Below are 24,497 nucleotides of genomic sequence, written 5' to 3'. Positions count from 1 at the left end.
CAGGAAATATCGTTGCGTTGAAGCCTGGGCTTACGAGCCCGACTGACGGCTGCCTAACGCCTGGCTAAACGGATTGAACTGGTTGGTGTAGATATCATCCGCCTTGACCTGCCCGGGTTTGAGCACGCCATTGCTCACGTACCAGTCGACATAGGTCGAGAAATCACTGGAACTTAGCACCCCGCCCTTGCCGCCGACACCGGCCGATTTCCAGTAACGCACAATCGTCTTGTCCTCGTTGCGGTTGCGCGCCTGGACTATCTTCTCCAGTCGGGCCACCACTTCGGCGCGTGGCGTCTTCTGCGCCCATTCGATCGCGCGTGCCGTACCCTCGACAAACCTGCGCACGGTATTCGGGTTCTGCTGGATGAAGCGATCCGTGAAGATATAACTCGCGTAACCAAAGCTGCCGAGTAACTGGTAGTCGGTTGTCAGCAGCGTCGCGCCTCCCTCGGCCAGCAGTTTGTCCTTGATGATGTCCTCAAGGAAAATCGCGTCCAGCTGCTTCTGCTTGAGAAGCTGCGCGAGATTGACGGGCGGCGCCGCGACAAAGGTGATCTTCTGGATATCGTCTTTCGAAACGCCCGACTTCTCAAGCCAGGCGGTGACGAGATACTGCTCGTATGCGCCTGGCGTATTGACGCCTACCTTGTGTCCCACCAGATCACGCGCAGTCTTGATCGGGCTGCCTTGAAGCACAAAAAGGCCACCGTTGGTGTCTTTGTCGGCGCCCACGTAGGACAGGACCGCCTTGATGGGCGCATGGGCCGCCGCGAGCTTCACGATCGAGCCATTGAACGCGCCGCCATAATCGACGTCGCCGGTCACGGCAGCCTGAATGTCCTGCGGACCGCTCGTCGTATTGCCCACCCACTTGAGCCTGATTGGCGCGAGATAACCAAGATCTTCCGCGAGTTCGGGGTACAGGACCTTGCTTGCCCAGCCCTGATAGCGCAGTTCGGTTTTCTCCGGTGTCTGCGAAAAAGCCAGTTGCCCGGCCATCAAAAGAAAGCCTGCCGCCAGCAGTCGGGTTGAATTGCGCCATCTTTGACGCAGGTTTGCTTTCATGATTGCCTGTAGGTCTGATTCCCTGCCATGGACTAGCCGGCGCGGCTGCAGGGCGCACGCCACGACCGGCTTTGCCTGATACGTGCGACTAGAACGCGCCGTCGTGCTCGAGCGTCACGCGATGAATGCGACGCCGTGCCGAGCCATAATCGCGGGCCGCATAGTGCTGCACCTGGCGGTTGTCCCAGATCGCCACATCGCCCTGCTTCCATTCGAAGCGCGCCTGGACTTCGGGTGTCTTGATCAGGTCATACAGATAGTTGAGCAGGCTCTGGCTGGCCGTCTTCGAAACGCCGAGCAGATGACTCGTGTGGCCTTCGTTGACGAATACCAGCTTGCGTCCGTTTTCAGGGTGCGTCTTGATGACGGGCACCTCGATCGGCGGGTACTTTTGCTGTGCATCGCGTACGCGCGCGGTTTTCTCTTCGAGGGTCTCCTCGGCGGTACCCGGGGGCAATTCGTAGCCGCTTAGCAGATCGGAAAGCGCCTGTTTTTTGGGCGATGCGAGAAATGTGTTCACCGCGCGCAGCTTCTCGAAGTAGCGCGCGAGATCCGGGTCCAGCAAATCGTAGACGCCAGCGGACGACGTCCAGATCGTGTCGCCACCGCCGCCTTCCGGAATCTCCTGCGCGTGCAGCACGGTTGCCTTTGGCGGTTGAAGTTGCCACGACACATCCACGTGCCAGTTGTCGGTCCCGCCTGACTGCGTCTTGTCGCTGTGCGCGATGACCTCGATTTCGGGGAATCCCGCGACGGCAGGCAGATAGATGTTCTTGCGGATCGGATTGCCGAAGATGCGGGCGAGTCCGACGTGCTGCTCGGGCGTCAATGTCTGTTCGCGAATGAAGATGACACCGTGATCCACAAGCGCCCGATTGAGCGTGCTGCGATTATCGTCGCTCAGCGGCCGCGACAGATCGACGTTCTCGATCACCGCACCAATCAGCGGCTTGTAACGTCGCACGCGGATGTCCTGATGGGCGTTGCCTGACTGCGAAACCGGATTTTCAAGCACGGTGCTCATTGCGTTCCTCCTGGAGTAACGGGTGTGGGTTCGAATCGGTGTCCAGACATGAAAGCAGGCGCGTTCCCGTGTATCAACAAAGCATTTCGCCGATGGATATCGCACGGCGCGCGATTCACAAAGTCCACGAACCATCACACACAGCTCACGTCCTGCACGGAATGCTTCTGGTAAAAAATCATTTCGCAGCGACGCATTACACGACTACTTTCAAAGGTTGCAACGAGGTGACTGTCTGGCAAGCGCCCTAAATAGCCCGAACTGCTTTGGTTGTGAGTTTTTGTTGGTTCGCGGCGACGCTACGCAGCGCTACATTGGTCGACCACATAAGATCAGCGAAAGGATTGACCAATGACATTTGCCCGGGGAACGCTGCATCGCTTTTTTCAACGTTCGAACAGACGCGCAACGGGATTCATTGCGCTAATGGCCACCGTCGCGCCCGCGTTCATGCCGGTTTCAGTTCACGCGGCGCCACTCGCGGAACTAAAGCTCGATTACGCGTATTACTCGCCGGAAAGCCTTGTGATCAAACGCAACGGCTGGCTCGAGGAAGCACTCGCGCCCGATCACACGCAGGTCAAATGGGTTTTGAGTCTTGGCAGCAATCGCGCGCTTGAATACCTGAACAGCGGTGCGATCGACGTCGGTTCGACGGCCGGCCTCGCGGCTGTGCTTGCAAAGGCCAATGGCAATCCGATTCGTGCTGTCTATATCTTTTCGCGTCCGGAATGGACGGCGCTCGTCGTTCGCAAGGACTCGCCGATCACGACGCTGGCGCAGCTCAAGGGCAAGAAAATCGCCGCGACGAACGGCACCGACCCGTTTCTTTTCACGCTGCGCGCGCTGCACACGGCAGGGCTCTCGCGTGACGACGTCCAGATTGTGAACCTGCAGCATCCCGATGGCCGCACTGCACTTGCCAATGGTCAGGTCGATGCGTGGGCCGGACTCGACCCGCACATGGCAGCAGCCGAAGTGAATGACGGGGCACGTCTGCTGTATCGCAACGTCGACTTCAATACTTGGGGTTTCCTGAACGCCCGCGAGGACTTCATCGCCGCGCACCCCGACACGCTCGCGCACGTGCTGAAGGTGTACGAGAAGGCGCGTCTGTGGATTGCGGCCCATCCGGATGAAACCGCCCAGATCATCGCCGAGGAATCGAAAGTCTCGCTGCCGGTCGCGAAACTGCAACTGAGCCGCAATGACTTCAGCCATCCGCAACCGGGGTCGCAGCAACTGGTCGCGCTCAAGGCCGCCGCGCCGATCCTCACACAGGAGCAGCTCGTGAAGCCGGGTACGGACCTGAATCAGGTAATCGAGGCGCTGATTGACGTGAAGCCGGCCCAGCCGGTCATCGCTGCCAACAGCAGCAAATGAACGACGCTGATGTCTGTCTCTGAACCCGTCTTGATGCGTGAATGGCGCGCACATGTCGCACGGAATCAACATGCCTGCTGATCACACGCTCACGATTCGAGAACCCCGTCGCGGCGCCCCGAATCGTGGCGCGTGGCCGCGCTTGTCGAATCGGCCTGGAGGCTGGCACGTTGCCGGCCTCCTGCTTCCGGTCGCGTTTCTCGCACTGATTGAAACGCTTGTACGCATACACGTCGTTCCAGAGCACCTCGTTCCGGCGCCCAGTTCGATTGTCGAGTCGCTATGGAATCTGGGCGGGGCACGCCTCGGGCGACATATCGGCGCGAGCAGCCTGCGCGTATTAGCGGGCTTCAGTCTGGGAGCGGCGCTCGCGTTGCTGCTCGGCGCGGCGATGGGCTTGAGTCGAAGGCTTGATGCGTTGCTCGACCCCTCTTTCCAGGCATTGCGCGCCATTCCTTCACTTGCGTGGGTGCCGGTCCTGTTGCTGTGGATGGGCATCGACGAATCGCCGAAGATCACGCTCGTCGCAATCGGCGCGTTCTTTCCAGTGCATCTGAGCGTCGTGGCAGGCATTCGCGGCGTCGACAGAAAACTCGTCGAGCTTGGCGAGGTCAACCGCCTGAGCCGGCGTGCGCTCTTCACGCGCGTCCTGTTACCCGCGTCGCTCCCGCAGATATTCACGGGATTGCGCACCGGCCTGAGCCTCGCATGGATGTTCATGGTCGCCGCTGAACTGATCGCAGCCACGCGTGGCCTCGGCTATCTGCTAAGCGATGGGCGCGAAACCGGCCGCCCCGATATCGTGTTCGGTTCGATCCTCCTGCTCGCATTGCTGGGAAAGCTCAGCGACAGCATGCTCAAGACAATCGAAGCCCATGTGCTGTCATGGCGCGATACCCGGTCGGATTCAACGCCGCGCGTTTCGAGGGCAGCGCCATGAGCGCCTCTTTAGCGCCTCTACTCGACGTCCGCGCGATCGGCAAGCATTACGGTGAACGCCGGATTCTGGAACGCGTGTCGCTGACGATTGCGCGCGGTGAGATCGTCACCCTCGTGGGCCCAAGCGGATGCGGCAAGAGCACGCTGTTGCGCGTGCTGGCCGGGCTCGATCGCGATTTTGACGGCGAAGTGCTGCTTGACGGTGCGACACAACGTGGACCGTCGTCGGACATCGGCGTGATCTTTCAGGAACCGCGTCTGTTGCCGTGGCTGACCGTCGCTGACAACGTTGCGTTTTCCGCGGGTCCGAGGCGTGGAAGCGATCCACGCGCAGGCGAACTCCTTGCAGAAGTCGGTCTTGCCGCCAATGGTTCGACGTTGCCGAAGCAGCTTTCGGGTGGCATGGCGCAGCGCGTCGCGATCGCCCGCGGGCTTTTTACGCGTCCCGATCTGCTGCTACTGGATGAGCCTTTTAGCGCCGTGGACGCAATAACACGCAACCGCCTTCAGGATCTGCTGCTGTCGATTACCCTGGCGCATGGCACCGCGGCGCTCCTCGTGACGCACGATCTCGACGAGGCGCTTTATCTGTCCGATCGCGTGCTGCTGATGACGGCCTCGGGCCAGGCAGGCGCGGGGCGTATCGCACGCGAAATCGTCGTGGCAGGGACCCGACCACGTGACCGGCGGGACGTCGCGCTCGCGCAGATACGCGCTGAGTTGCTGGTCGAACTCGATCGCGCTGCGGCGTCCCTTCACGTATAGGCAAACGTTGCGCTTCACGCGCCATCACAATGAAATAATGCCGTGTAGCAACGGCTTCACTGAATTTCGACTCCATGTTCGGGCACGCTCTCCCGGTCCAGGTAGCGCAGGAATTCCGCCGCCGGCATCGGCCTCGCAAACAGCCAGCCCTGTCCGAACTGTGTACCGTGCTCGCGCAGAAACTGCGCCTGATCCGCATGCTCGATGCCTTCAGCGACGATCTGGACGCCGAGCGCGTGCGCCATCGCGATGATGTGCGGTGCGACGCTACTCGACGCCGCGTCCTGTCCGACCGTATCGACAAACGACTTGTCGATCTTGAGCACGTCGAACCTGAAACTTTGCAGGTAAGAGAGGCTTGAATAACCGGTGCCGAAATCGTCGATACAGACAGGATGACCCGCATCGCGGAACGCCTGGATGACGCGACGGGTTGCATCGACATCGAGAAAGCCGCGCTCGGTTGCCTCGATCCGGATCTGCGCATTCGCAATGCCGGTTCCGGCTAGTCTTGCGGTCAGCACATTCAGAAAACGCAGCGTTTTCAGGTCTTCGGCGCTGACGTTGATCGATACATAGCGCCGTGGGTCTTGCCGTAGCCGGTCGCTCATCTCGGCAATCACGCGCTCGAGCACCTGATCGGTGATCGCCTGGATGAGGCCTTGCTCTTCGGCGAGCGGAATGAACACGTCGGGCGGCACCGGACGGCCATCCTGAACCCAGCGCACGAGCGCTTCCGCGCCCACGCAGCGCCCGTCGGCAAGTGACACGATCGGCTGGTACTGAACGGAGAATTCCCGGCGACGGAGCGCCCGCCGCAGTTGCCAACCCATCGAATTTCGCCTCGACATGACGCGCAAAACAAGCGAGCCGAGCACAAGGCCGAGTGCAAGCCCCACCAGCAGCCACACAGTGAGCAACGCCTTCCAGTTTGCAAACGAGCTGGACCGCCGCGCCTCGACGATGATTGCGAACGGCAGGTCGTCTGATTTCTTGATGACGAACGCATGGACCGGATCGTCCATACGGCCCCCGCGCTGCCAGGCCGTCATCATGAGCTGACGATCCACACCTTGCGTCGCGGAAAACACATTACCGGTTCGCGTGTCTACCGCCGCGAGCAACCGTGCGTCCCGATCGACCACATCGACGTATGACCCCGGATCCACCGAAACATAGTTACCGTTGCGGCCAATCAGCATCGACTTGCGTGCCGCGCCAAATGGATTGTCGAGATCGAACCATACGAGAAACCCGTTTCTCGTGAGCCATGCAGGTGCAGGCAGACGTAGCCGTCTGTCTTCTGCTGCGCCAAGCAAAGCCGAGCACAGATTCATTCCATCGCGATAGACGCCGGCGTCCTGCACGTAGCGCCACGTGAATGCGATTCGCCGGAGTTGCTCCAGATGCAGCGGTGAACATCGCTCCTGCGGCAAGCGCTCCATTTCGGCGACGGCCTGTTCTGCCTGCTTCGTGACGATTTCGGCACGGATGATGGCATTGTCAGCAAACGTCTTCAGCGCAGCTTCCTCGCGGCGATGCGCGTCCTGCTGTGCGATATAGACGCACAGCCCAACCGGCACCAGGGTTGCCGCGCTGGAAAGGAAGATTGAAACCGCGAGAAACGTGAACCGGTTCATCGGGTTGCGCGCCACGGTGCGTCGTTTGTCAGCCCATCGTCGCTGTTGCAGCCGGCAGCCTGCCGGCTTCCCTGTAGAACAGAATGCTAGCTGACGTGCCGCTTCGACTTTGCGCGGCGCGACAGCATGTTCAAGCCTTCAACCAGTGCCGAGAATGCCATCGCTGCATAGATGTATCCCTTGGGCACGTGTGAACCAAAACCCTCCGCGATCAGCGTCATGCCGATCACCAGCAGGAATCCAAGCGCGAGCATCACGATGGTTGGATTGCGGTCAATAAAGCGTGACAGCGGACCGGCGGCGAACAGCATCACGGCAACGGCGGCGATCACGGCGACGAACATGATCGGGATATGTTCGGTCATCCCGACGGCGGTCACGATACTGTCGATCGAAAACACGAGATCGAGGACGAGTATCTGGCCGATCGCCGAAAGCGGCGTCAGCGTCGTGCTGCGGCTGTCGGCCGCGTCCGTTTCCGTGGCGTGCGTGATGTGATGATGGATTTCGGTGGTGGCCTTCCACACGAGAAACAGGCCGCCGCCGATCAGGATCAGATCGCGCCAGGAGAAGCCGTGGCCGAACGCCTCGAACAGCGGATTGGTCAGCCGGACGATCAGCGCGACAGTGCCAAGCAGGCCAAGGCGCATCACGAGCGCAAGGCCGATGCCGAGCCGCTGCGTCCGGGCGCGTTGGGCCTCCGGCAGCTTGTTGCTCAGGATCGAGATGAAGATGAGGTTGTCGATGCCAAGAACGACTTCCATCACGACGAGTGTCGCGAGCGCCGCCCATACGGCGGGGTCGCCTGCCAGAGCAATCAGGTAGTCCATGCGTGAGCCGAGTAAGAGAATCGGTTATGGATAGCCGGCGCCGCCGCTAGTATGTCCCAGATTTGCGTTTGTTTGCACCTGCTTCATTCCGACCCTCATGCGGCGCGCCTGCGGGCATGCAATGACGATCGTCCGTCCTGGACGGTCGCCTGCACCGTTCGGGCACGCTCAGTCAAAGTCGAAAATCTCGCCAAAAAGCGATTTTTTCTTTTTATGCGGGTAGCGGCGGTCGCGATAGCCGTCGTCGGCTTGCGTGCCGCGGCCCCACTGCATGCCCGGACCATCGCGGCGATCGTCGTCGCGCCGCTCGTTGCGCGCGGTGACTTGCGCTACGACGGGCGCTTCCGAGGCCCGTTCAATCAGCTTGTCGAGTTCGCCGCGATCCAGCCATACGCCGCGACAGGTGCCGCAATAGTCGATTTCAATGCCCTGGCGGTCGGTCATCAACAGATCGGGTGTCTGGCATACGGGACATTTCATTTCACTTTCCTCGCTTGGTAAGTCATTGGCGTTTCGTCAGCCTCTAATCTAGCGAATTTCGACGATCAGGAAAAATCGTATTTTCTACACCAATCCTTCGATAAAATCTTACGATCCGGTCGAGCTTGCATGGTGAAGTATGAACTTCAAGCATCTGCATTATTTCTGGGTAGCGGCGCACGCTGGCGGTCCTGGCCGCGCGGGTGCGCAATTGCACATCACGCCGCAGACGTTGAGCGGGCAGATCAAGCTGCTTGAAACATCGCTCGGCAAGCGCCTTTTCAGAAAAAGCGGACGCAATCTCGAACTGACCGACGCCGGCCGCCTCGTGCTCGACTACGCGGATGAAATATTCTCGCTTGGCGCCGAACTCGAAAGCGCCGTCAAGCTCGACCGGGGCGCGGCGCAGACACACCTGCGCGTGGGCGTCGCCGATTCGGTGCCCAAGGCAGTCGCTTACCGGCTGCTCGAGCCCGCGCTCAAACAGTCGGACGCGTTCAGGCTGATCTGTCACGAAGGCAAGCTGCATGCTCTCCTCGCGCAACTTGCCGTGCATCGGCTCGACCTCGTGATTGCCGATGCTCCCATCCCGCCGGACGTCAACGTGAAGGCGTTCAATCATCCGCTCGGCCGCTCGACGATCAGCTGCTTCGCGTCGAAGTCGCTCGTTGCAGGGGCCGTGAAGGCATTTCCAGCGGTACTCGACACGCTGCCAATGCTGCTGCCCGGCATCGATTCCGCTGTAAGGCGCAAACTGGACCACTGGCTCAAGGCGCGTTCCGTGACGCAACGCATCGCAGGCGAGTTCGACGACGGCGCGCTCACCGTGGCGTTCGCGCGCGAAGGGCAAGGCGTCATGTTCGCGCCGACCGTACTTTCCGCGCAGTTGAACCAGGAGCACAAGTTGATGGCAATTGGTCAGATCGACACGATCGTCGAGGAATTCTTCGCGATTTCGATTGAACGCCGGATCAGCCATCCGGCAATTGCGTCGATCATGCGTGCGGCGCGCAACGATCTCTTCAACGTGTGAGCACGGGCGCGACCGGTACAATACGGGGAACACTCCGCCGAAACGTCCACCCCATCATGCAGAATCTGAAATACCTGAACGCCTATCCGACGGCGCTCCAGGACAAGGTGCGACGGCTGATCGCCGAACAGCAGCTCGGCGCCTACCTCGAAGAGCGCTACCCGAACCGGCATGCCGTACAGACCGACCGCGCGCTCTACGATTATTGCGCCGACCTGAAGCGCGAATTCATCCGCAGCGGCCCGCAGATCGACAAGGTCATCTACGACAGCAAACTTGACGTCCTGCGGCACGCGCTCGGCCTGCATTCGACGATCTCACGCGTGCAGGGCAGCAAGCTGAAGTCGAAGAAGGAAATTCGCATTGCGTCCCTCTTCAGGGACACCGCGCCCGAATTCCTGCGCATGATCGTTGTGCACGAACTTGCACATCTGAAGGAAAGCGACCACAACAAGGCGTTTTACCGTCTCTGCGAATTCATGCAGCCAGGCTACCATCAAATCGAGTTCGACCTGCGTCTTCACCTGACGCATCGTGACCTCGTGCGTGCTCAACCCGGCTGACGGCGTCGCTTTTCCACGCCCGTCGGGCTGCGACGTCTATTCTGGCTCGGCCCTTAGCGCATCGACAAGGTCGCTCATCTCATACGGCTTTCGCAGATGAATGGCGCGCGGCAGCGCATCGCGCTGTTCCGGCGTCAGCGCAACGTCATAGCCGCTCAGAAAGATCACGCGCAGATGCGGCCATGCACGGCGTGCCTCGATCGCGAGCTCGATACCCGAAGCGGCGCCAAGACCGACGTCGGTTAGCAATACGTCCACCTTCTGCTTTGCGAGAACGTGCTGCGCTACGGCTTCGCTTCCAGCTTCGACCACATCCACATCCAGCGTCCTGAGCAACTCGGCCGTGCTCTCGCGAACCAGTTCGTCGTCTTCCACGAACAGCACGCGCAAACGGGTCAACGTGTCGAACGTTTCGTCGCGGGCCAGCTCGCCGGCGCCTTTCGCCAGATCCGCCCCGGACGGTTGCAACGCGAAATCCGCCACGACGTGCTCTCCAAGGCGCAACACGTGGCGTACCTTGCGGGCAAGCGCTTCATGCGTGTAGGGCTTGCTCAAAAGCTCGATGCCTTCGTCAAGGCGTCCGGCGTGAACGATCGCGTTGTCGGTGTAGCCGGACGTGAAGAGCACGGCAATCGACGGCAGCCGCTCACGCGCCTTGCGTGCGAGTTCGGGGCTGCGCAGCGGACCCGGCATGACGACGTCTGTAAACAGCAGGTCGATCGGCACGCCGCTCTCGATGATCGCGAGCGCGCTCTGCGCGTCGCGCGCCTTGAGCACGCGATAGCCGAGATCGGAAAGCATCTCCACGACTGTCGTGCGCACGTCCTCGTCATCTTCCACGACAAGAATCGTTTCCCTGCCACCCTTCGCAGGTGCTGGATCGATCGTGGTTTCGAGATCCTCCTCCTGCCGCACGCGCGGCAGATAAAGACGGATCGTCGTGCCGTGCCCCTCTTCGCTATAGATCTTCACGTGGCCGCCGGACTGCTTGACGAAACCGTACACCATGCTCAGACCCAGGCCCGTACCCTGTCCTTCCGGTTTGGTCGTAAAAAAAGGTTCGAACACATGTTCGCGCACTTCCGCCGACATCCCCGAGCCGGTATCTGTCACCGCCACCATGACATATTGTCCAGGCGTGACGTCCGCGTTGCGCCTCGCATACGCATCGTCCAGCGCTGCGTTGCCGGCCTCGATTGTCAGACGGCCGTGGCCGTTCATCGCGTCGCGTGCATTGATCGCCAGATTGAGCAGCGCATTCTCGACCTGGAACGGATCGACGAGCGTATTCCACAAGCCACCCGTGACGATCGTTTCGATTTCTACGCCATCGCCCAGTGCGCGCCGCAACATATCATCGAGGCCACGAATAAAGCGCCCCAGGTTGACGACCTTGGGCGCCAGCGGCTGACGTCTGCCGAATGCGAGCAGCTGCGACGCCAGATTCGCGCCACGCGCTACGCCCGCGAGCGCATTGCGCACACGCTGTTCCGGCTTGTCATTGCCAGCGACATCTTTCGCAAGCAGTTGCAGGTTGCCGCCGATCACCTGCAGCAGATTGTTGAAGTCGTGCGCGACGCCGCCTGTCAGCTTGCCGATCGCCTCCATCTTCTGCGCCATGCGCAGCGCTTCTTCGGCATGTCGCAACGCCTCGGCGGTCTCCCGGTCGGTCGTCACGTCGCGGCCAACGCCGTGCAGCCGCTGCGTATCGGGGTCGAGCGCGAACGTCCAGGCGACCCAGCGCCATGTATTGTCGATGCGTCGCAGACGGTTTTCGAAACGCACCGGCGCCGACGTTTTGCGCAGTTCCGCGAGATGGGCGTTGACCCTGTCCACATCGTCCGGATGGATCAGCCCGAAATACGAGCGCGACGTCAGCCAGTACGGATCATGGCCGAGCATGCGCGTCCATGACGGACTCACGCGTTGCAGCGAGCCGTCGAAACCCGCGACCACCAGCAGATCCTCGCTCAGTGCCCATAGACGGTCGCGGTCGGCGACGGTCTCGATCACGCGGCGCTCCAGCGTTTCGTTGAGATCGTGCAGCGCGCTCTGCGCTTTTGCCCGTTCGGCGATTTCCGTCTGTGCAGCCTGATAGAGGCGTGCGTTGTCGATCGCGGCTGCAGCCTGCGTTGCGATGCCTGCCACGATGCGTTCGGCCCGCGCGGTGAACACGCCGGGCTCGGGATGCCCGAAGAACAGGCCGCCGACCACCTCGCCCGTGCGCGACACCACGGGCGCGGCAAGATAGCTGCGCACGGCAAGGTGGCCCTTCGGCATGCCGTAATGCGGCCCACTCTTGCCATAACGCGGATCTTTCGTGATGTCGTCGACACGCACGATGCCTTCGCCGTTAAACGTCGGCGCGAAGACCGCCGTGTTGCGCGGCATCGGAAACTTCGCGAACGCGTCTCTCGGTACGCCAGAAAGCGTGTACAGCGTATAACGGCCGCCCGCCTCATCGACCACGTTATAGAAGAACGAACCGAAGGCTGCGCCAGTGAGCTCAGTGGCGGCGTCGGTGACGACCTGCACCGCGCGGTTCAGGTCGAGTTCCGCAGCGACCACGGTGCCCACCCGATTGAGCGTTTCGAGCAGGCGCGAATCTTCGCGCAGCTGGTGTTCTGTTTCGCGGCGCAGCCGCGCGAGTTGCAGATTGCTCGCAACGCGCGCCAGCAGTTCGCGCGCGGAAAAAGGCTTGATCAGGTAATCGTCGGCGCCCAGTTCGAGACCGTCGACACGTGCTTCTTCACCCGCCCGCGCCGAAAGCAGCAAGACCGGCGTTTCGCGTAACCCGGGGTCGGCGCGCAGTTCACGCAGCAGGCCGTAGCCATCGAGGCCCGGCATCATGACGTCCGTAAGCACCAGATCGAAGCGCGTCGCGCGCACCGCTTCGAGCGCATGCAGACCGTCGACAGCCACGCTGACATCGTGTCCTGCTACGCCCAGGATGCGGCGCATGTAATCGCGCAGATCGGCGTTATCGTCGACAACCAGCAGACGTGCGGCGTTCTCGCCCTCGCGCGGTAGATTCGTTGTGCCAGTCATCGCCCGCGCGGGCACGGTCATGTCATCGGCGGAAAAGCCTTCTGTTTCCGGCTCCCAGCGCATCGCCGTATCGACGTAAGCGTGCGCGCGCGGGCTCGCTTCCGCGCGGCCCGTACCCGCGCCTGTCTGTTCCGGCGGCATGGGACGCACCAGATCCGCGGGCAATGCAACCACAAAGCGCGATCCCGCATTGGGCTCGCTCTCGACGCGGACCGTGCCGCCATGCAGCTTCACGAGTTCCTGGACCATCGCGAGGCCGATGCCGCTTCCCTCGACCGAGCGCCCCGGCGCGCCGGCCACGCGATGAAAGCGCTCGAAAAGACGCGGAATTTCGCCCTGCGGCACGCCAACGCCCGAATCGGCGACGCTGACTTCCACGCCACCGTCGTCGGTTCGACGCACTGCAACAACGATCTCGCCTTCGAACGTAAACTTGAACGCGTTCGAGAGCAGATTCATCACGACTTTTTCCCACATCTCCCGGTCGATCTGCACCAGCACCGGCAGCGACGGGCAATCGATGACGAGGCGTAGACCCGCCGTTTCGATTGCCGACCGGAAAAGCGACGCAAGTTCGGCCGTGAACGCGGAGAGGTCGGTAGGCACCGCATCGAGTTGAATGCGGCCGGCCTCGATGCGCGAGAAATCGAGCAGCGCGTTGACAAGCTTCAGGAGCCGCAAGCCATTGCGATGCGTCATTTCGACGAGTTGACGGTCTTCGTCGCCGCCAGGCTGCGGCCTGGCGAGCAGTTCTTCGAGCGGGCCGAGCATCAGCGTCAGCGGTGTGCGGAACTCGTGACTGATGTTCGAAAAGAACGTGGTCTTGGCCCGGTCGATTTCCGACAGCGCTTCGGCACGACGCCGCTCCGCGTCATACGCCTGCGCGTAGCCGATGGCCGCGCCGATCTGACCGGCAACGAGATTCAGGAACGCGCGATAGCTGTCATCGAACAGGCGACAGGGGTTGAGCGCCACGATCAGCATGCTCGCGCGCCCCGCTTCGCCGCCGGCCTGGATCGGCAGGATCACGGCCTGCGTGGGCGGCATGCTCCACGCGCCCGTCGGCAGCGCAGTATCGAAGCGCTGCGCCAGATCCGTGACGAGCTTCGGCTTCTGCGTACGCAGCACGTCGGCGAACGGCCAGACCGCGCTGCTGTCCCGATCGTCGTGATACATGACCGAAGGCGCGGCCGGATGATCTGCCGCGATGCCGCTCGTGCCCACGAGCGCCACATGATCGCTGCCCGGCTCTGAGGAATACAGCATCGCGAAAGGGATGTCCCGCGCGTTGAGCTGCAACGCGGCAGCGCTCAACGCACAGGTTTCCTGCCACGTGCGCGCATCGGCCGTCGAGGCCGCGAGTTCGCGCAGCAACGCCAGTTGGCGTTCGCCGAGCACGCGCGCGGTGTCGTCGCTGTTCGCACAGATGATGCCGCCCGTACCGCCATCGCCATCCGGCAGCGGACTGTACGAGAACGTGTAATAGGTCTCTTCGGGAAAGCCGTTGCGCTCCATGATCAGGAGCTTCTGTTCGACGAACGTGCCTTCTTCGCCTTTAAGCGCCGTATCCAGAAGCGGGCTGATCTCGCTCCAGATCTCGTGCCAGACAATCTCCGTCGGCTGGCCGAGCGCCACCGGATGCTTGCCGCCGATGATCGACTTGTACGGGTCGTTGTAGAAGTAAATCAGCTCGGAACCCCAGCCGATCCAGATCGGCTGCCGCGACGTCAGCATGACGCGGATGCCGATTTTCAGACCCTGCGGCCAGGTTTCGGGCGGCCCCATCGGCGTACTCGCCCAGTCGTATCCGCGGATAAGGGCACCCATTTCCCCGCCGCCCACGAGAAAGCCTGGCGTGACATCGAGGGGTCCCACGCCCTTCATTGAGTTGTCCGGCTTCATCAACGCACGCTCCTCGACATGGCTACCCGGTTTCTCGTCTGATCAGTGACTGCGCAACGTTTCCCGCACACGATCGTTAGCGATGCTCCGCATCGTTGCCATGGACGTTGCCGGATTTTCGCATGGAGTCGGACGTTCGCGGGAAGGATGCACGCCATGTGGACCCTGGCGTTTTGCCTGAGAAGGCAGTTCTACCGAGCGCCTGAAAATGACTGTATTTTTTGCCGGTTTTGCCGGGATAAACAGGCGGTCCAATTCAATTACCATGTCGCCTGATGCAGCCATGACCGCACCTTCCTTACGGGAAACCATCACGGATGAAAGCGATTCTCTCTGGCGTCACACTGTGTACGCTGCTCGCTGCCTGCGCGGGTAGCGGCCCGATTCCCCCTGCGAGCCAGGCCACCAGCATCCTGTCTTCCTCCGCCGGCGTGTACAAGGGCGCGCTGGCATCGCACCAGAACGTGACGTTGCTCGCGCTGTACGACGGCACCGCATGGCTCTTCTATGGCACGCCCACACCTGGCCAGAAGGCGCCTGGCGGCGTGATCGTTGCGTTTGCCGGCCACCAGACAGCCAACGGCCAGTACACAAGCAGCGATGCGCGAAACTACAGCCTTGAATCCGGCAATGCGTCACCGGTCGCGGTAGCCATCGACTTCTCGCACGCGCCTTCGATTCAGGGTGTAATCGACGGAAGCAACGGCAACGGGCGCGCGCAAGCTGCCTTTACCGCAACCGCCGATACGATGCCGGCGCAGACTGCGTCGCTCAATGCGATTGCCGGTCTTTACGTCGGACACGCGGGCTCGCTCGCAGGCGGCACGACCTCGCGCGTGTCCGTGACGAAGGACGGTTTTCTTGCTGGCACCACGCCCGGAGGTTGCGTGTTCCGCGGCACAGTCAAGCCGAATTCAGGCGTGAACGCGTACGACGTATCGATCTCGTTTGGGCCCACGCCCTGCCCGGCCGCCGATGCAACCATTACGGGCCACGCCATACTCGACCAGGGACATCTGACGGCTGCGTTTCCGAGGCCGGATCATTCCGATCTGTTCGTTTTCGATGGCAGGAGATAACGATGCGACAGACAATCCAGCACATTACCGTTGAGGCGCCCGCACGCGGGCTCGTGGAATTCACGTCGCAGGTGCGGGGCTTTGTCAACGACGGGCGGATTCAGACGGGCCTCTTGACGATCTTTTGCCGGCATACCTCAGCTTCGCTTCTGATTCAGGAGAACGCGGACGCTTCGGTGCGGCGCGACATCGAACGATATTTCGCCACGCTTGCGCCCGAGGACGCGAGCCGCTACGAACACGATGCCGAAGGTCCTGACGACATGCCTGCGCATCTGCGGACCACCCTTACGCAGGTGCAACTCTGCGTGCCGGTCGAGCGCGGACGGATGGTACTTGGGACATGGCAGGGTCTGTATCTGTTCGAACACCGTCGCGAGGCGCCGCCGCGCGATATCGTGTTGCATCTGATCGGCGAGTAACGGATGGCGCTTCAGGTGCCGCACGATACGCGCCGGGAGTATGCTGGCGCGTGAGTCTGTCCATACCGACGTCACGGAGGGATACGCGATGAACACTGCAAGCGAGCTTCAGAGCACCGTCGATGCAATGGTTCAACCTGGCAAGGGATTGCTGGCCGCCGACGAAAGCGGACCGACAATCGCGAAGCGCTTCAAGAGCATCGGCATCGAGTCCAACGAGGAATACCGGCGTGCGTGGCGTGACCTGCTGCTGTCGACGTCCGGTCTTGGCGAATACATCAGCGGCGTGATCCTGTATGAAGAAACGCTGGGGCAACGCTCAAGCAAGGGCACGCTACTGCCCGATCTGGCAGCCTCGCAGGGCATTGTGCCTGGCATCAAGGTCGATCTTGGCAAGATTCCACTCGCGCATGCGCCAGGCGATGAAATCACGCAAGGATTAGACGGGCTGGCGCAACGTCTGGCCGGATACAGGAAGCAAGGTGCGCACTTTGCCAAATGGCGCGCGGTGTACAACATCTCACCAACGCTGCCTGGCCGGCTCGCTATTGAAGCGAATGCCGATGCCCTCGCCTCTTACGCGGCGATCTGTCAGGAAGCGGGTATCGTGCCGATCGTGGAACCCGAAGTGCTGATGGACGGCGACCATTCGATTGCGCGCTCTTTTGAAGTGAGCGAGGCTGTACTGCATGAGGTCTTTCACGCGCTGCACCGGCATGCGGTTGTGCTTGAGCATATGCTGCTCAAGCCGAGTATGGTGATTGCGGGTTCTAAAGCGGCTAAAGATGCGCAGGCTTCTGTTGACGAGGTTGCGTTTCAGACTGTGCGCGTGCTTAAGCGGACTGTGCCGGCGGCTGTGCCCGGCGTTGTGTTCCTGTCGGGTGGGCAGACGCCTGAGCAGGCGACCGCGAATCTCGATGCGATGAACCGGCTCGGGCCTTTGCCATGGAATCTGAGCTTTTCCTATGGGCGCGCGTTGCAGGAACCGCCGCTTCAGGCGTGGAAGGGGCTCGCTGCTAATGTTGCGGGTGCGCAGAAGGCGTTGCTCAAGCGCGCGCGGTTGAATAGTGAGGCGTGTTTTGGGCGGTATGAGGGGGCGATGGAGCGTGCGGAGGGGTAACTGCAGCGCGCGTCAACGCCCCGCCTTTTCCTCCGCGCTCAACCGCCCGCCTCATTGCGCAATACGCAGAATCGCCGAAGCCAGCTGTGCGTAGCAGGGCTTCAAATCAGCCGCCGTCGCAGCGTGGCAATAGACGCCCACCGGCTGTTGAGCGTTGTAGCAACGAGCCGGAGCGTCGGACGTGTTCGCCATGCACTTCAGCACGTCCTGACCCAGTTCGTTGTCCGGACCTGCCGGTTGCGTCAATTGCAACCCGAGACCCAGTGTGAATACAAATATCTTGTTCGCGCGGGCATTCTCCGCCATCGCCTCAAGCAGATTGCGCGACGCGCGGTTGATATTCTTGTACGTAGGTGTTTTCGTGACGACCCGGGGGCTGTTGGTGATGATCGCGTAGGTCTGGTCGTTTGGGTCATGTGCGTTGTAAAACGCCGGAAGCTGTTTGATAAAGTTTTTTGAAACATCGCTCACGTAGCAACTCGTCGTCTTCTGACTGATCTGGTCTGCGCGATAAAGGCCTGTCGGCGTGCCGCTCGACCCATCCCCGCTGGCAACCGTTCCTACCGCGCCATCGCATCCGGCAACGTTGTTCTGAAATTGTGAAGAGAAGCTGTTCGGCGCGCCGTCGGAGAAGAAAACGATCACCCGCAAACTGGACGGATTGAGCAGGTTGTTCATCTGGTTGCGCGCCTGCCAGAAGGCCTCGGGCGAATTCGTGCTACCCGAAAAAGCGAAATTGTTGATCGCGTTCGTCATGCCGGCACGATCGAATCCACGTGAACTGTCAGCCTTGTATGGCACATCCACGACGGTTCCGTACGCGAAATGCATGAGCGCGACGCGGTCATTCGAGATATCGAAATTATTCAGAAATGAAATCGCGTTTGCCCGGACAGCCGCGGGTTGACCCGCTGTTGTGGTCATCGACTGTGTCACGTCGACAATAAATGCCATGTCGAGATCCCGTCGTACAGTCTCCGAATGCGTCGAGACTTTCAATACGTCGAATCCAAACAACCGCATAAAGCTGACGGGTACCTGAGCCTGCGCCTGAACGTTGATCGTCACGGTTCCGGATGCAAAGGTGATCGACGGTGTGTCCATCGACGCAGTGGAACCCAGAAAATTACCGGGATAGTTAGCCGTAAAAAATGCCGCTGCAGCCTGCTGCGCATTCGTGGTCTGCTCTGCCTGATTGTTACCCCGCGTGACTGCGTGGCCGGCCGCGAGTGCGGCGCCGTCGGCAGCGGCATCGAGCCTTGTACGCATCAGATAGCCGAACCCGGAATCAATAGCGAGACCGAGTACGCCAAGGAGGGCGACCAGTGCGAACACCATGATCAGGCTGACTGCGCCTTGCTGGCGCTTTTTGGATGTTTTGATCACGTGAGTCCCCGTTGCGTACCGTCAAAAAGCTGTCATGGCATACAGATCAGGTGAAAGCGCGGGTGTGTTGATGCCGAACCCAAGATTCAGCGCTCCGATGAGGGGCGGCTGCCTGTAAAACGCTTCGACGACATACACAACCTGCCCGTCCCACAGTTGCCCCTGCAGCGTGCTCACTACCGGAGAACTTGTCGACACGGACGGGACATTGGTACAACTCCCCGTCCCGTCGGTGGCCCAGCTCGTCCCGCCTGATCCGCAGTTCCAGAGCTTGCTCGCCGGATAATAGTTACCGCCGGTCCAGCGGTACTGTGCGGCGACCACGCCGGTGCAGTTGTTCCCGTTTGCGTCACAGTCGTTATTGCCGACAATCATGGTGATGTAGATCATGCCGTTCGCGTTCATGTTAAGCGGCGGCGTCGTCTGCGTAAGCGACGACATGATGGTCTGCACCGGAAACGTGGTCAGTGCACGCGAGGCGAGGTTCGCTCCCTCCCGGCTGACGTTGGTCAGGATCATCTGCGCCTGAATGTTTCGCGCGAAGTCGTACACCGGAAGGGCAATCGCAATGAGCATTGGCAGCAGCATGGCCATCTCGATTGCCGCAACGCCGCGCTGTTTCTGGCGGCTCATTTTGAATGCTCTGCGATTCATATCAGAAGCCCTCGTTGCGCATCGTCGCGGCGACCGTAAACGCGTAGCTACCACCCGCAAAGAACGGACGAACCAGCGGTGTCAGCAGCGGCCACGAGCAGTTCAGCTGCAACACAATGATGTCGCCCGCGTTTCCGAACATGCCGGAGTTATAACCGGTCGGCGTGTTATAGCTTTGGGGTGTACCGTTGATCGTGACCGTATAGCTCGGGTCGACCATGTTGTACAAGCCCATCGAACTGTTCTTTATCTCCTGGATAATTGCCAGATAGCGCTGTTGACCACTGGCTGCCGGGTCGAGGCCGGACTGCCCCGTGACCGCATATCGCGCGCCCTCGCGCACCGCATATTGCATCGTCAGATTGACCCAGAGCAGCAGCCCAAGATCAATGGCGACGAACATAAGGAAGAACAGGACTGGCGCGATCAGTGCAAACTCGACCGCGGTCGCTCCTCGCTGCTGCCGTCGTGATCTGCCAAAAACGCGTGCTCTCATGTCGCCGCTCCATGCGCACCGCGCGCCGTCAGCCAATATGCTTCATCGCCGGCATAAGCACGCGCGCGGCTTGAAGAATCGCCGGGCCGATCAGCACGATGATGAGCGTCGGAAAAATAAAGAAGATCAGCGGAAACAACAGCTTCAATGCGATTTTGGCCGCCTTCTCTTCCGCGCGAAGACGTCGCTTGGTCCGCAGATTGTCGGTATAAACGCGCAGCGAATCACCCACGCTCGTCCCGAACCTGTCGGCCTGGATCAGCATCGCCGCAAGAGTCTCGATGTCCTCCACACCGGTTCTAAGCGACAGATTGCGAAGCGCCTTATCCCGTCCCGCGCCGGCGCGCAATTCCAGCAGCACGAGTTCGAGTTCATCACTGAGCGCCTGGCTCTTCATGCCGATTTCGTCGGTGACCCGCCCCAGTGCCGCGTCGAATCCGAGCCCTGCTTCCACGCACACAGTCATGAGGTCAACAGCATCGGGAAGGTCCTCGAAAAGCGCACGCTGACGACGATCGATAAGCCGGGCAAGCACGCCGTTCGGAAGGTAAAAGCCGAACGCGGAGGTGCAGAGCAGGATCAACAGCAAATAGATACGAGGCGAGTCATGCATGCTTGCGCCAAGCGCCAGCATGGCGACCAAAGGAAACGCAAGCGCGAGGACAGTTTTCGACGCAAAATAGATCGCCGGCGCGGATTCACTTCGAAGCCCGGCGTTCAGAAAGCGTACGCGCAGTAAGGAACGATTCCAGTCCTCACCCGGCAACGAGTACTTCGCAACGCGGGAAGATGCCTTGGCGATCTTCTCGACCCACTTCGTCGCCTCGTCCGGCTCGGTACCGGCATTGCCACCGACCCCGGCGACTGTGCCAATTTGACCGATACGTTGCTTGAGAGGGTCGGGCCTTAACAGGTTCATCCCGATGAGCGCCGCGCCGAATACGATCAGAAACATCAGCGCGAGCATCGCAATCTGCTGGATTGTCATGGCTTCCGGGTTTCCCCGCCCCCGTTAAATCGTTTCTGGATGGTCGTTTTCATACGTGAATTCGCACGATCTTGCGACTCCACAAGATCCCGAACAGCATGAAAACCATCGCCACGCCTGCCATCTTCATACCGGTCGGATCGGTCCAGAAAACACGCATCAACCCGGGGGTAATCAACATGATCACGCCGGCCAGAACGAACGGCAGCAGGCACAGAATCCAGGCGGAAAGGCGGCCTTCCGCCGACAGCACCTTGACCTTCCCCATCAGTTTCAGTCGCTCGCGAATGATCGAACTGATGTTGCCAAGAATTTCCGCAAGATTGCCACCCGCTTCGCGCTGGATCAGCACCGCAATCACGAAGTAGCGCAGATCTGGAACAGGCACGCGATGCACCATGTTTTGCAGCGCGACGCTCATCGCGACGCCGTAATTAATCTCATCAAAAGCAAGCTTGAATTCGCCGCCCAGTGGACGCGGCATTTCATCCCCAACCATACCGAGTGCGCTAGGAAACGAGTGACCGGCGCGCAACGCACGACTGATCAGATCGGCAGCCTCGGGAAGCTGACGCTCCAGAATCTCGATACGCTTGCTTCGCTTGCTGCGCACGATGAAAAGCGGCAGGAAGGCGGCGGCTCCGCCAAACACCAGAGCAATCAAGAGAGGCTGATGCAACACGAAGCCGATCACCAGGCCCGCCACCGCACAGCCACCCATATACCCAAAGAGTCGCCCGACGGACCAGGTCAGCCCGGACTGCAGCAACAACCTGTCGAACATCTGGACCCGCGGCATCAGCGTAAGCAGTTGCAGCAGCAAAGGCGAGTCGCTCAGCGTACGGGTCTTGAGAATCGACAGTTGATCGTCGCCCGACTTTCCGCCTGGCGCCGCCGCGCGCACCCGTTGCTTCATCCGCTTGACCGAAGCGCCGTGCCGGTTGTGCCAGAAGATGTACAGCCCTTCGATCATCAGCACCGTCGCGATGAACAGCAGCACGACGAAACCCATAAACGACGTATCCATGCCTCACTCCTCAATACGTTTCGCGCGAACTCACACTTCGAAGCGGCGAGCTGGGTCGAACATGTTGTCCGGCAACGTGATCCCGAAAGCGGTCAACCGGTCGCAAAACTTCGGCCGTACGCCCGTTGCGCAGAAATAGCCCTTGATACGGCCGTCGTCGTCGACACCCGTTCGCTTGAACGTGAAGATCTCCTGCATGTTGATGACGTCCCCTTCCATGCCGGTGATTTCCTGAATGCTCATCAGCTTGCGTCGGCCATCAGTCAGGCGCGAGGCTTGCACCACAACGGAAATCGCCGAAGCAATCTGCTGACGCATCGCCTTCACAGGCATCGTGAGTCCGGCCATCGACACCATGTTTTCGAGGCGTGTGATCGCATCGCGCGGTGTGTTCGCGTGGAGCGTCGCCATTGATCCTTCGTGGCCTGTGTTCATTGCGTGCAGCATGTCGAGCGCTTCACCGCCGCGCACTTCGCCGAGCACGACCCGATCCGGGCGCATCCGCAATGCGTTACGCACCAGCGCACGCTGCGAGATTTCGCCCTTGCCTTCGATATTCGGCGGCCGCGTTTCAAGTCGTAGGACGTGCTGCTGGCGCAACTGAAGTTCGGCGGCGTCTTCGATCGTGACAATACGTTCGTCGGCCGGAATGAAGCCCGACAGCAGGTTCAGCAATGTCGTCTTCCCGCTGCCCGTACCGCCCGAAATCAGGACGTTCAGCTTCGATTTGATCAATGCTTCGAGCAGTTGCGCCATCGCAGGCGTAAAGCTCTGGTTGTTCAGCATGTCATTGACGGTAAGCGGATGCACCGAGAAACGCCGGATCGAAACGAGTGGCCCATCAATAGCCGATGGCGGAATAATCGCGTTGACCCGCGAGCCATCAGGCAGACGTGCGTCGACCATTGGCGTCGATTCATCGATGCGCCGGCCAACACGGGACACAATGCGCTCGATGACTTTCATTAAATGCGCGTCGTCGTAGAACGTAATGTCCGTGTGTTCGAGCTTTCCGCGTCGCTCCACATACACGTGTTGCGACGTATTCACCAGAATGTCCGACACGGTCGGATCGTTTAGCAGCGGTTCGAGCGGGCCGAGGCCCAGCATTTCATCCTGCACGTCCTGCACGAGACGCTTGCGCTCGAACTCGTTCATCGGCACCTTGTCTTCGTCGACGATGCGCTCGACGAGTTGTGCCAGTTCGCGTTTCACCTGATCGGGCGTGAGCCGTTGCAGCTTGTCGAGTTCCACCCGTTCGATGATCGTCTGGTGGATGTTCATTTTGAGCTGCTGATACGCCTGGCGCGCCGCTTTCGCATCGCCCGGGGAAGAAGCCGCGCTTGAGGCCGGCGCTTCTGCCACTGCCAGATCGCTCTGCATCAAAAGTTGTTCGCGCAATGACATGCTGCTCTCCGGTTATCGCTCAATGACTGGGTTTGAGTTGCTGCACCGCGCGCTGCTTCGGTGCCAGCAGGCGGCCGAACATGCTCTTCGAAGGGGCCGCCGCTTCCGGCCAAAGAAAAGCAGCAAGAACGCCAAGACTTTTGGTCAGCGAAGACCCTTTCGCGATGGTAAGAAGCGGCACGCCCTGATTAACCGCCTGCAGAGCGCTCTTTTCGTCCCGTGGCAACAGATGGGCAGGTTTGACGCCAAGTGCTTCCTCGATGGCTGCAAGGTCCACCTGCGCACCCTTCTCGTACTGGTTCACGAGCAGATGCATCTTGCTGGCCGAATAACCGAGCGCACCCAGTATGTCGAGCAACCGCCGTCCCGCGTGCAGCTGCGGAATGGTTTGCTGGGCGACCACGCAAATTGACTCGCTCTGGTCCAGCGCATGAAGTGCGAGCGGATTAATCGTCTGTCCGAGGTCGAAGATCACCACGTCGTACTGGTCCCGAACGAGTGCCAGCAGACGTTCGAGATGAGACGCACGCATCTCGGTTGCCTTCACCGGGTCGCCCGCTCCTGCCAGGACGTCGAGGTTGGCGTGCACGTGCGAAACGCACGCATCAAAAAACGCTGCGTCGAGCCGTTCGATCTGGGCAAACAGGTCCGCGATCGTCGAGGCTGGCGTCTTTTCCGTCATGAGCAGACTCGCGTCGCCGAACTGCTGGTCCAGATCGACGAGCAACACGCGCTTGTCGCGTGCGGCAGCGAATGCGTAAGCGAGGTTCGTTGCGATCAGCGTCGTTCCAGCGCCGCCTCTGCCGGAAGCGAATGAGATCACACGGCCTTCCCGCCGCGCGCTGGAAGTCTTTTTTCCTGCGACGTGCTGGAGTTCCTGTGCAAACTCGTTTGCGTCTATCGGCCACGACAGCACATGTCGCACGCCGGCGCGCATCGCGGCCATCAACATGTCGGTCTTGAGGGCCGACGCCACCAGCATGCAGGTCAGATTCGAAGCATGGCCGATTGCTTCCTCGATCGCTGCCAGATCGCCCACTACGAGCGACGTGTCGGCGACGATCAACAGATCGGTCTTTTTGATTCGCTCGGCGTAGCGCGGTAACTGCTTCGCCGCGCCGCGCTCGGAATGCAGCCGGTGCCGGACGTCGCTTGCGGCAAGCAGCGCTTTCACTTCGCGCTCGTGCTCGTCGCTGGACGAAATCAAAAGGATGTCGATCATGTGTATCTCCACTGCTAAGCG

General features: G+C 60.7%; 21 protein-coding genes and 1 pseudogene. 8 read left to right on the top strand and 14 right to left on the bottom strand.

Annotated elements, in window-relative coordinates; translation table 11 throughout:
* Positions 1-30: 30 nt before the first annotated feature.
* Positions 31-1,068: an ABC transporter substrate-binding protein gene (locus LPA36_RS23030; RefSeq protein ID WP_228881969.1), complete on the bottom strand. Its 1,038-nt coding sequence runs from the start codon at positions 1,066-1,068 to the stop codon at positions 31-33.
* A gap of 88 nt (positions 1,069-1,156) precedes the next feature.
* Entirely contained in the window at positions 1,157-2,092 is a 936-nt protein-coding gene (locus LPA36_RS23025) for a TauD/TfdA dioxygenase family protein (protein WP_228881967.1), read from the bottom strand.
* A gap of 426 nt (positions 2,093-2,518) precedes the next feature.
* On the opposite strand from LPA36_RS23025, the gene LPA36_RS23020 reads away from it, so the two are divergent.
* The 3 genes from LPA36_RS23020 (at position 2,519) to LPA36_RS23010 (ending at position 5,179) form a co-directional block, all read left to right on the top strand.
* Positions 2,519-3,475 carry an aliphatic sulfonate ABC transporter substrate-binding protein gene (locus tag LPA36_RS23020; RefSeq protein WP_228881965.1) on the top strand — a complete coding sequence of 319 codons (957 nt, stop codon included), beginning with the start codon at positions 2,519-2,521 and terminating at the stop codon, positions 3,473-3,475.
* Between the two features lie 70 nt (positions 3,476-3,545).
* A complete protein-coding gene (locus LPA36_RS23015; RefSeq protein WP_228881963.1) occupies positions 3,546-4,415 on the top strand; it encodes an ABC transporter permease in 870 nt (289 codons plus the stop codon).
* Positions 4,412-5,179: an ABC transporter ATP-binding protein gene (locus tag LPA36_RS23010; RefSeq protein ID WP_228881961.1), complete on the top strand. Its 768-nt coding sequence runs from the start codon at positions 4,412-4,414 to the stop codon at positions 5,177-5,179. Before LPA36_RS23015 ends, LPA36_RS23010 begins: the two co-directional genes overlap by 4 nt.
* Positions 5,180-5,235: 56 nt before the next feature.
* Here the strand turns inward: LPA36_RS23010 and LPA36_RS23005 are convergent, their stop codons facing one another.
* From LPA36_RS23005 to LPA36_RS22995, 3 genes are all read right to left on the bottom strand, one after another.
* Positions 5,236-6,819, bottom strand: a complete 1,584-nt coding sequence (locus tag LPA36_RS23005) for an EAL domain-containing protein (RefSeq protein ID WP_228881959.1) — start codon at positions 6,817-6,819, stop codon at positions 5,236-5,238.
* An 86-nt stretch (positions 6,820-6,905) separates the two neighbouring features.
* Positions 6,906-7,649: a TerC family protein gene (locus LPA36_RS23000; RefSeq protein WP_228881957.1), complete on the bottom strand. Its 744-nt coding sequence runs from the start codon at positions 7,647-7,649 to the stop codon at positions 6,906-6,908.
* 168 nt (positions 7,650-7,817) lie between these two features.
* Complete coding sequence (locus LPA36_RS22995) at positions 7,818-8,129, bottom strand: TFIIB-type zinc ribbon-containing protein (RefSeq protein ID WP_228881955.1); 312 nt, start codon at positions 8,127-8,129, stop codon at positions 7,818-7,820.
* A gap of 139 nt (positions 8,130-8,268) precedes the next feature.
* Between LPA36_RS22995 and nhaR the strand changes: the two genes are divergently transcribed.
* A complete protein-coding gene (gene nhaR / locus LPA36_RS22990; protein ID WP_228881954.1) occupies positions 8,269-9,162 on the top strand; it encodes a transcriptional activator NhaR in 894 nt (297 codons plus the stop codon).
* Positions 9,163-9,218: 56 nt separating this feature from the next.
* Positions 9,219-9,725, top strand: a complete 507-nt coding sequence (locus tag LPA36_RS22985) for a M48 metallopeptidase family protein (RefSeq protein ID WP_228881952.1) — start codon at positions 9,219-9,221, stop codon at positions 9,723-9,725.
* 36 nt (positions 9,726-9,761) lie between these two features.
* Here LPA36_RS22985 and LPA36_RS22980 read toward each other — a convergent pair whose 3' ends face one another.
* Positions 9,762-14,675 carry a response regulator gene (locus tag LPA36_RS22980; RefSeq protein WP_228881950.1) on the bottom strand — a complete coding sequence of 1,638 codons (4,914 nt, stop codon included), beginning with the start codon at positions 14,673-14,675 and terminating at the stop codon, positions 9,762-9,764.
* A 317-nt stretch (positions 14,676-14,992) separates the two neighbouring features.
* On the opposite strand from LPA36_RS22980, the gene LPA36_RS22975 reads away from it, so the two are divergent.
* From LPA36_RS22975 to LPA36_RS22965, 3 genes are all read left to right on the top strand, one after another.
* Positions 14,993-15,754 carry a hypothetical protein gene (locus LPA36_RS22975; RefSeq protein ID WP_228881948.1) on the top strand — a complete coding sequence of 254 codons (762 nt, stop codon included), beginning with the start codon at positions 14,993-14,995 and terminating at the stop codon, positions 15,752-15,754.
* A 2-nt stretch (positions 15,755-15,756) separates the two neighbouring features.
* On the top strand, positions 15,757-16,176 hold the full coding sequence (locus tag LPA36_RS22970; protein WP_228881946.1) for a secondary thiamine-phosphate synthase enzyme YjbQ: 420 nt from the start codon (positions 15,757-15,759) through the stop codon (positions 16,174-16,176).
* Between the two features lie 88 nt (positions 16,177-16,264).
* Positions 16,265-17,296 (top strand): class I fructose-bisphosphate aldolase, encoded by a 1,032-nt coding sequence (locus LPA36_RS22965; protein WP_228881944.1) that lies wholly within the window; start codon positions 16,265-16,267, stop codon positions 17,294-17,296.
* A 51-nt stretch (positions 17,297-17,347) separates the two neighbouring features.
* On the opposite strand, the gene LPA36_RS22960 is transcribed toward LPA36_RS22965, so the two are convergent.
* From LPA36_RS22960 to LPA36_RS22925, 8 genes and pseudogenes are all read right to left on the bottom strand, one after another.
* Positions 17,348-18,400, bottom strand: a complete 1,053-nt coding sequence (locus LPA36_RS22960; protein ID WP_228882361.1) for a vWA domain-containing protein — start codon at positions 18,398-18,400, stop codon at positions 17,348-17,350.
* Between the two features lie 126 nt (positions 18,401-18,526).
* Positions 18,527-18,682: pseudogene (locus LPA36_RS29460) on the bottom strand (pilus assembly protein TadG-related protein); the annotation flags it as partial.
* 21 nt (positions 18,683-18,703) lie between these two features.
* Positions 18,704-19,315: a TadE/TadG family type IV pilus assembly protein gene (locus LPA36_RS22950; RefSeq protein WP_267478906.1), complete on the bottom strand. Its 612-nt coding sequence runs from the start codon at positions 19,313-19,315 to the stop codon at positions 18,704-18,706.
* 22 nt (positions 19,316-19,337) lie between these two features.
* Positions 19,338-19,832, bottom strand: a complete 495-nt coding sequence (locus LPA36_RS22945) for a TadE/TadG family type IV pilus assembly protein (RefSeq protein WP_228881940.1) — start codon at positions 19,830-19,832, stop codon at positions 19,338-19,340.
* Between the two features lie 28 nt (positions 19,833-19,860).
* Complete coding sequence (locus tag LPA36_RS22940) at positions 19,861-20,820, bottom strand: type II secretion system F family protein (protein WP_228881939.1); 960 nt, start codon at positions 20,818-20,820, stop codon at positions 19,861-19,863.
* A gap of 49 nt (positions 20,821-20,869) precedes the next feature.
* On the bottom strand, positions 20,870-21,847 hold the full coding sequence (locus LPA36_RS22935; protein WP_228881937.1) for a type II secretion system F family protein: 978 nt from the start codon (positions 21,845-21,847) through the stop codon (positions 20,870-20,872).
* Between the two features lie 30 nt (positions 21,848-21,877).
* Positions 21,878-23,254, bottom strand: a complete 1,377-nt coding sequence (locus LPA36_RS22930; protein ID WP_228881935.1) for a CpaF family protein — start codon at positions 23,252-23,254, stop codon at positions 21,878-21,880.
* 19 nt (positions 23,255-23,273) lie between these two features.
* Entirely contained in the window at positions 23,274-24,476 is a 1,203-nt protein-coding gene (locus tag LPA36_RS22925; RefSeq protein ID WP_228881934.1) for an AAA family ATPase, read from the bottom strand.
* Positions 24,477-24,497: the final 21 nt, after the last annotated feature.

The sequence above is a fragment of the Paraburkholderia saeva genome, from assembly GCF_907164555.1.
Taxonomy (GTDB): Bacteria; Pseudomonadota; Gammaproteobacteria; order Burkholderiales; family Burkholderiaceae; genus Paraburkholderia; species Paraburkholderia saeva.
This window is presented reverse-complemented; position numbering and strand designations above follow the sequence as displayed.

What these genes read in the sequence shown, in the direction of transcription:
- LPA36_RS22925 (WP_228881934.1), bottom strand. Translation starts at nt 24,476, where the DNA reads ATGATCGACATCCTTTTGATTTCGTCCAGCGACGAGCACGAGCGCGAA.
- LPA36_RS23020 (WP_228881965.1), top strand. Translation starts at nt 2,519, where the DNA reads ATGGCCACCGTCGCGCCCGCGTTCATGCCGGTTTCAGTTCACGCGGCG.
- LPA36_RS22975 (WP_228881948.1), top strand. Translation starts at nt 14,993, where the DNA reads ATGAAAGCGATTCTCTCTGGCGTCACACTGTGTACGCTGCTCGCTGCC.
- LPA36_RS23000 (WP_228881957.1), bottom strand. Translation starts at nt 7,649, where the DNA reads ATGGACTACCTGATTGCTCTGGCAGGCGACCCCGCCGTATGGGCGGCG.
- LPA36_RS23015 (WP_228881963.1), top strand. Translation starts at nt 3,546, where the DNA reads ATGCCTGCTGATCACACGCTCACGATTCGAGAACCCCGTCGCGGCGCC.
- LPA36_RS23025 (WP_228881967.1), bottom strand. Translation starts at nt 2,092, where the DNA reads ATGAGCACCGTGCTTGAAAATCCGGTTTCGCAGTCAGGCAACGCCCAT.
- LPA36_RS22935 (WP_228881937.1), bottom strand. Translation starts at nt 21,847, where the DNA reads ATGGATACGTCGTTTATGGGTTTCGTCGTGCTGCTGTTCATCGCGACG.
- LPA36_RS22960 (WP_228882361.1), bottom strand. Translation starts at nt 18,400, where the DNA reads ATGGACACACCGTCGATCACCTTTGCATCCGGAACCGTGACGATCAAC.
- LPA36_RS22970 (WP_228881946.1), top strand. Translation starts at nt 15,757, where the DNA reads ATGCGACAGACAATCCAGCACATTACCGTTGAGGCGCCCGCACGCGGG.
- LPA36_RS22930 (WP_228881935.1), bottom strand. Translation starts at nt 23,254, where the DNA reads ATGTCATTGCGCGAACAACTTTTGATGCAGAGCGATCTGGCAGTGGCA.
- LPA36_RS22965 (WP_228881944.1), top strand. Translation starts at nt 16,265, where the DNA reads ATGAACACTGCAAGCGAGCTTCAGAGCACCGTCGATGCAATGGTTCAA.
- nhaR (WP_228881954.1), top strand. Translation starts at nt 8,269, where the DNA reads ATGAACTTCAAGCATCTGCATTATTTCTGGGTAGCGGCGCACGCTGGC.
- LPA36_RS23005 (WP_228881959.1), bottom strand. Translation starts at nt 6,819, where the DNA reads ATGAACCGGTTCACGTTTCTCGCGGTTTCAATCTTCCTTTCCAGCGCG.
- LPA36_RS22950 (WP_267478906.1), bottom strand. Translation starts at nt 19,315, where the DNA reads ATGAGCCGCCAGAAACAGCGCGGCGTTGCGGCAATCGAGATGGCCATG.
- LPA36_RS23010 (WP_228881961.1), top strand. Translation starts at nt 4,412, where the DNA reads ATGAGCGCCTCTTTAGCGCCTCTACTCGACGTCCGCGCGATCGGCAAG.
- LPA36_RS23030 (WP_228881969.1), bottom strand. Translation starts at nt 1,068, where the DNA reads ATGAAAGCAAACCTGCGTCAAAGATGGCGCAATTCAACCCGACTGCTG.
- LPA36_RS22995 (WP_228881955.1), bottom strand. Translation starts at nt 8,129, where the DNA reads ATGAAATGTCCCGTATGCCAGACACCCGATCTGTTGATGACCGACCGC.
- LPA36_RS22985 (WP_228881952.1), top strand. Translation starts at nt 9,219, where the DNA reads ATGCAGAATCTGAAATACCTGAACGCCTATCCGACGGCGCTCCAGGAC.
- LPA36_RS22945 (WP_228881940.1), bottom strand. Translation starts at nt 19,832, where the DNA reads ATGAGAGCACGCGTTTTTGGCAGATCACGACGGCAGCAGCGAGGAGCG.
- LPA36_RS22940 (WP_228881939.1), bottom strand. Translation starts at nt 20,820, where the DNA reads ATGACAATCCAGCAGATTGCGATGCTCGCGCTGATGTTTCTGATCGTA.
- LPA36_RS22980 (WP_228881950.1), bottom strand. Translation starts at nt 14,675, where the DNA reads ATGAAGCCGGACAACTCAATGAAGGGCGTGGGACCCCTCGATGTCACG.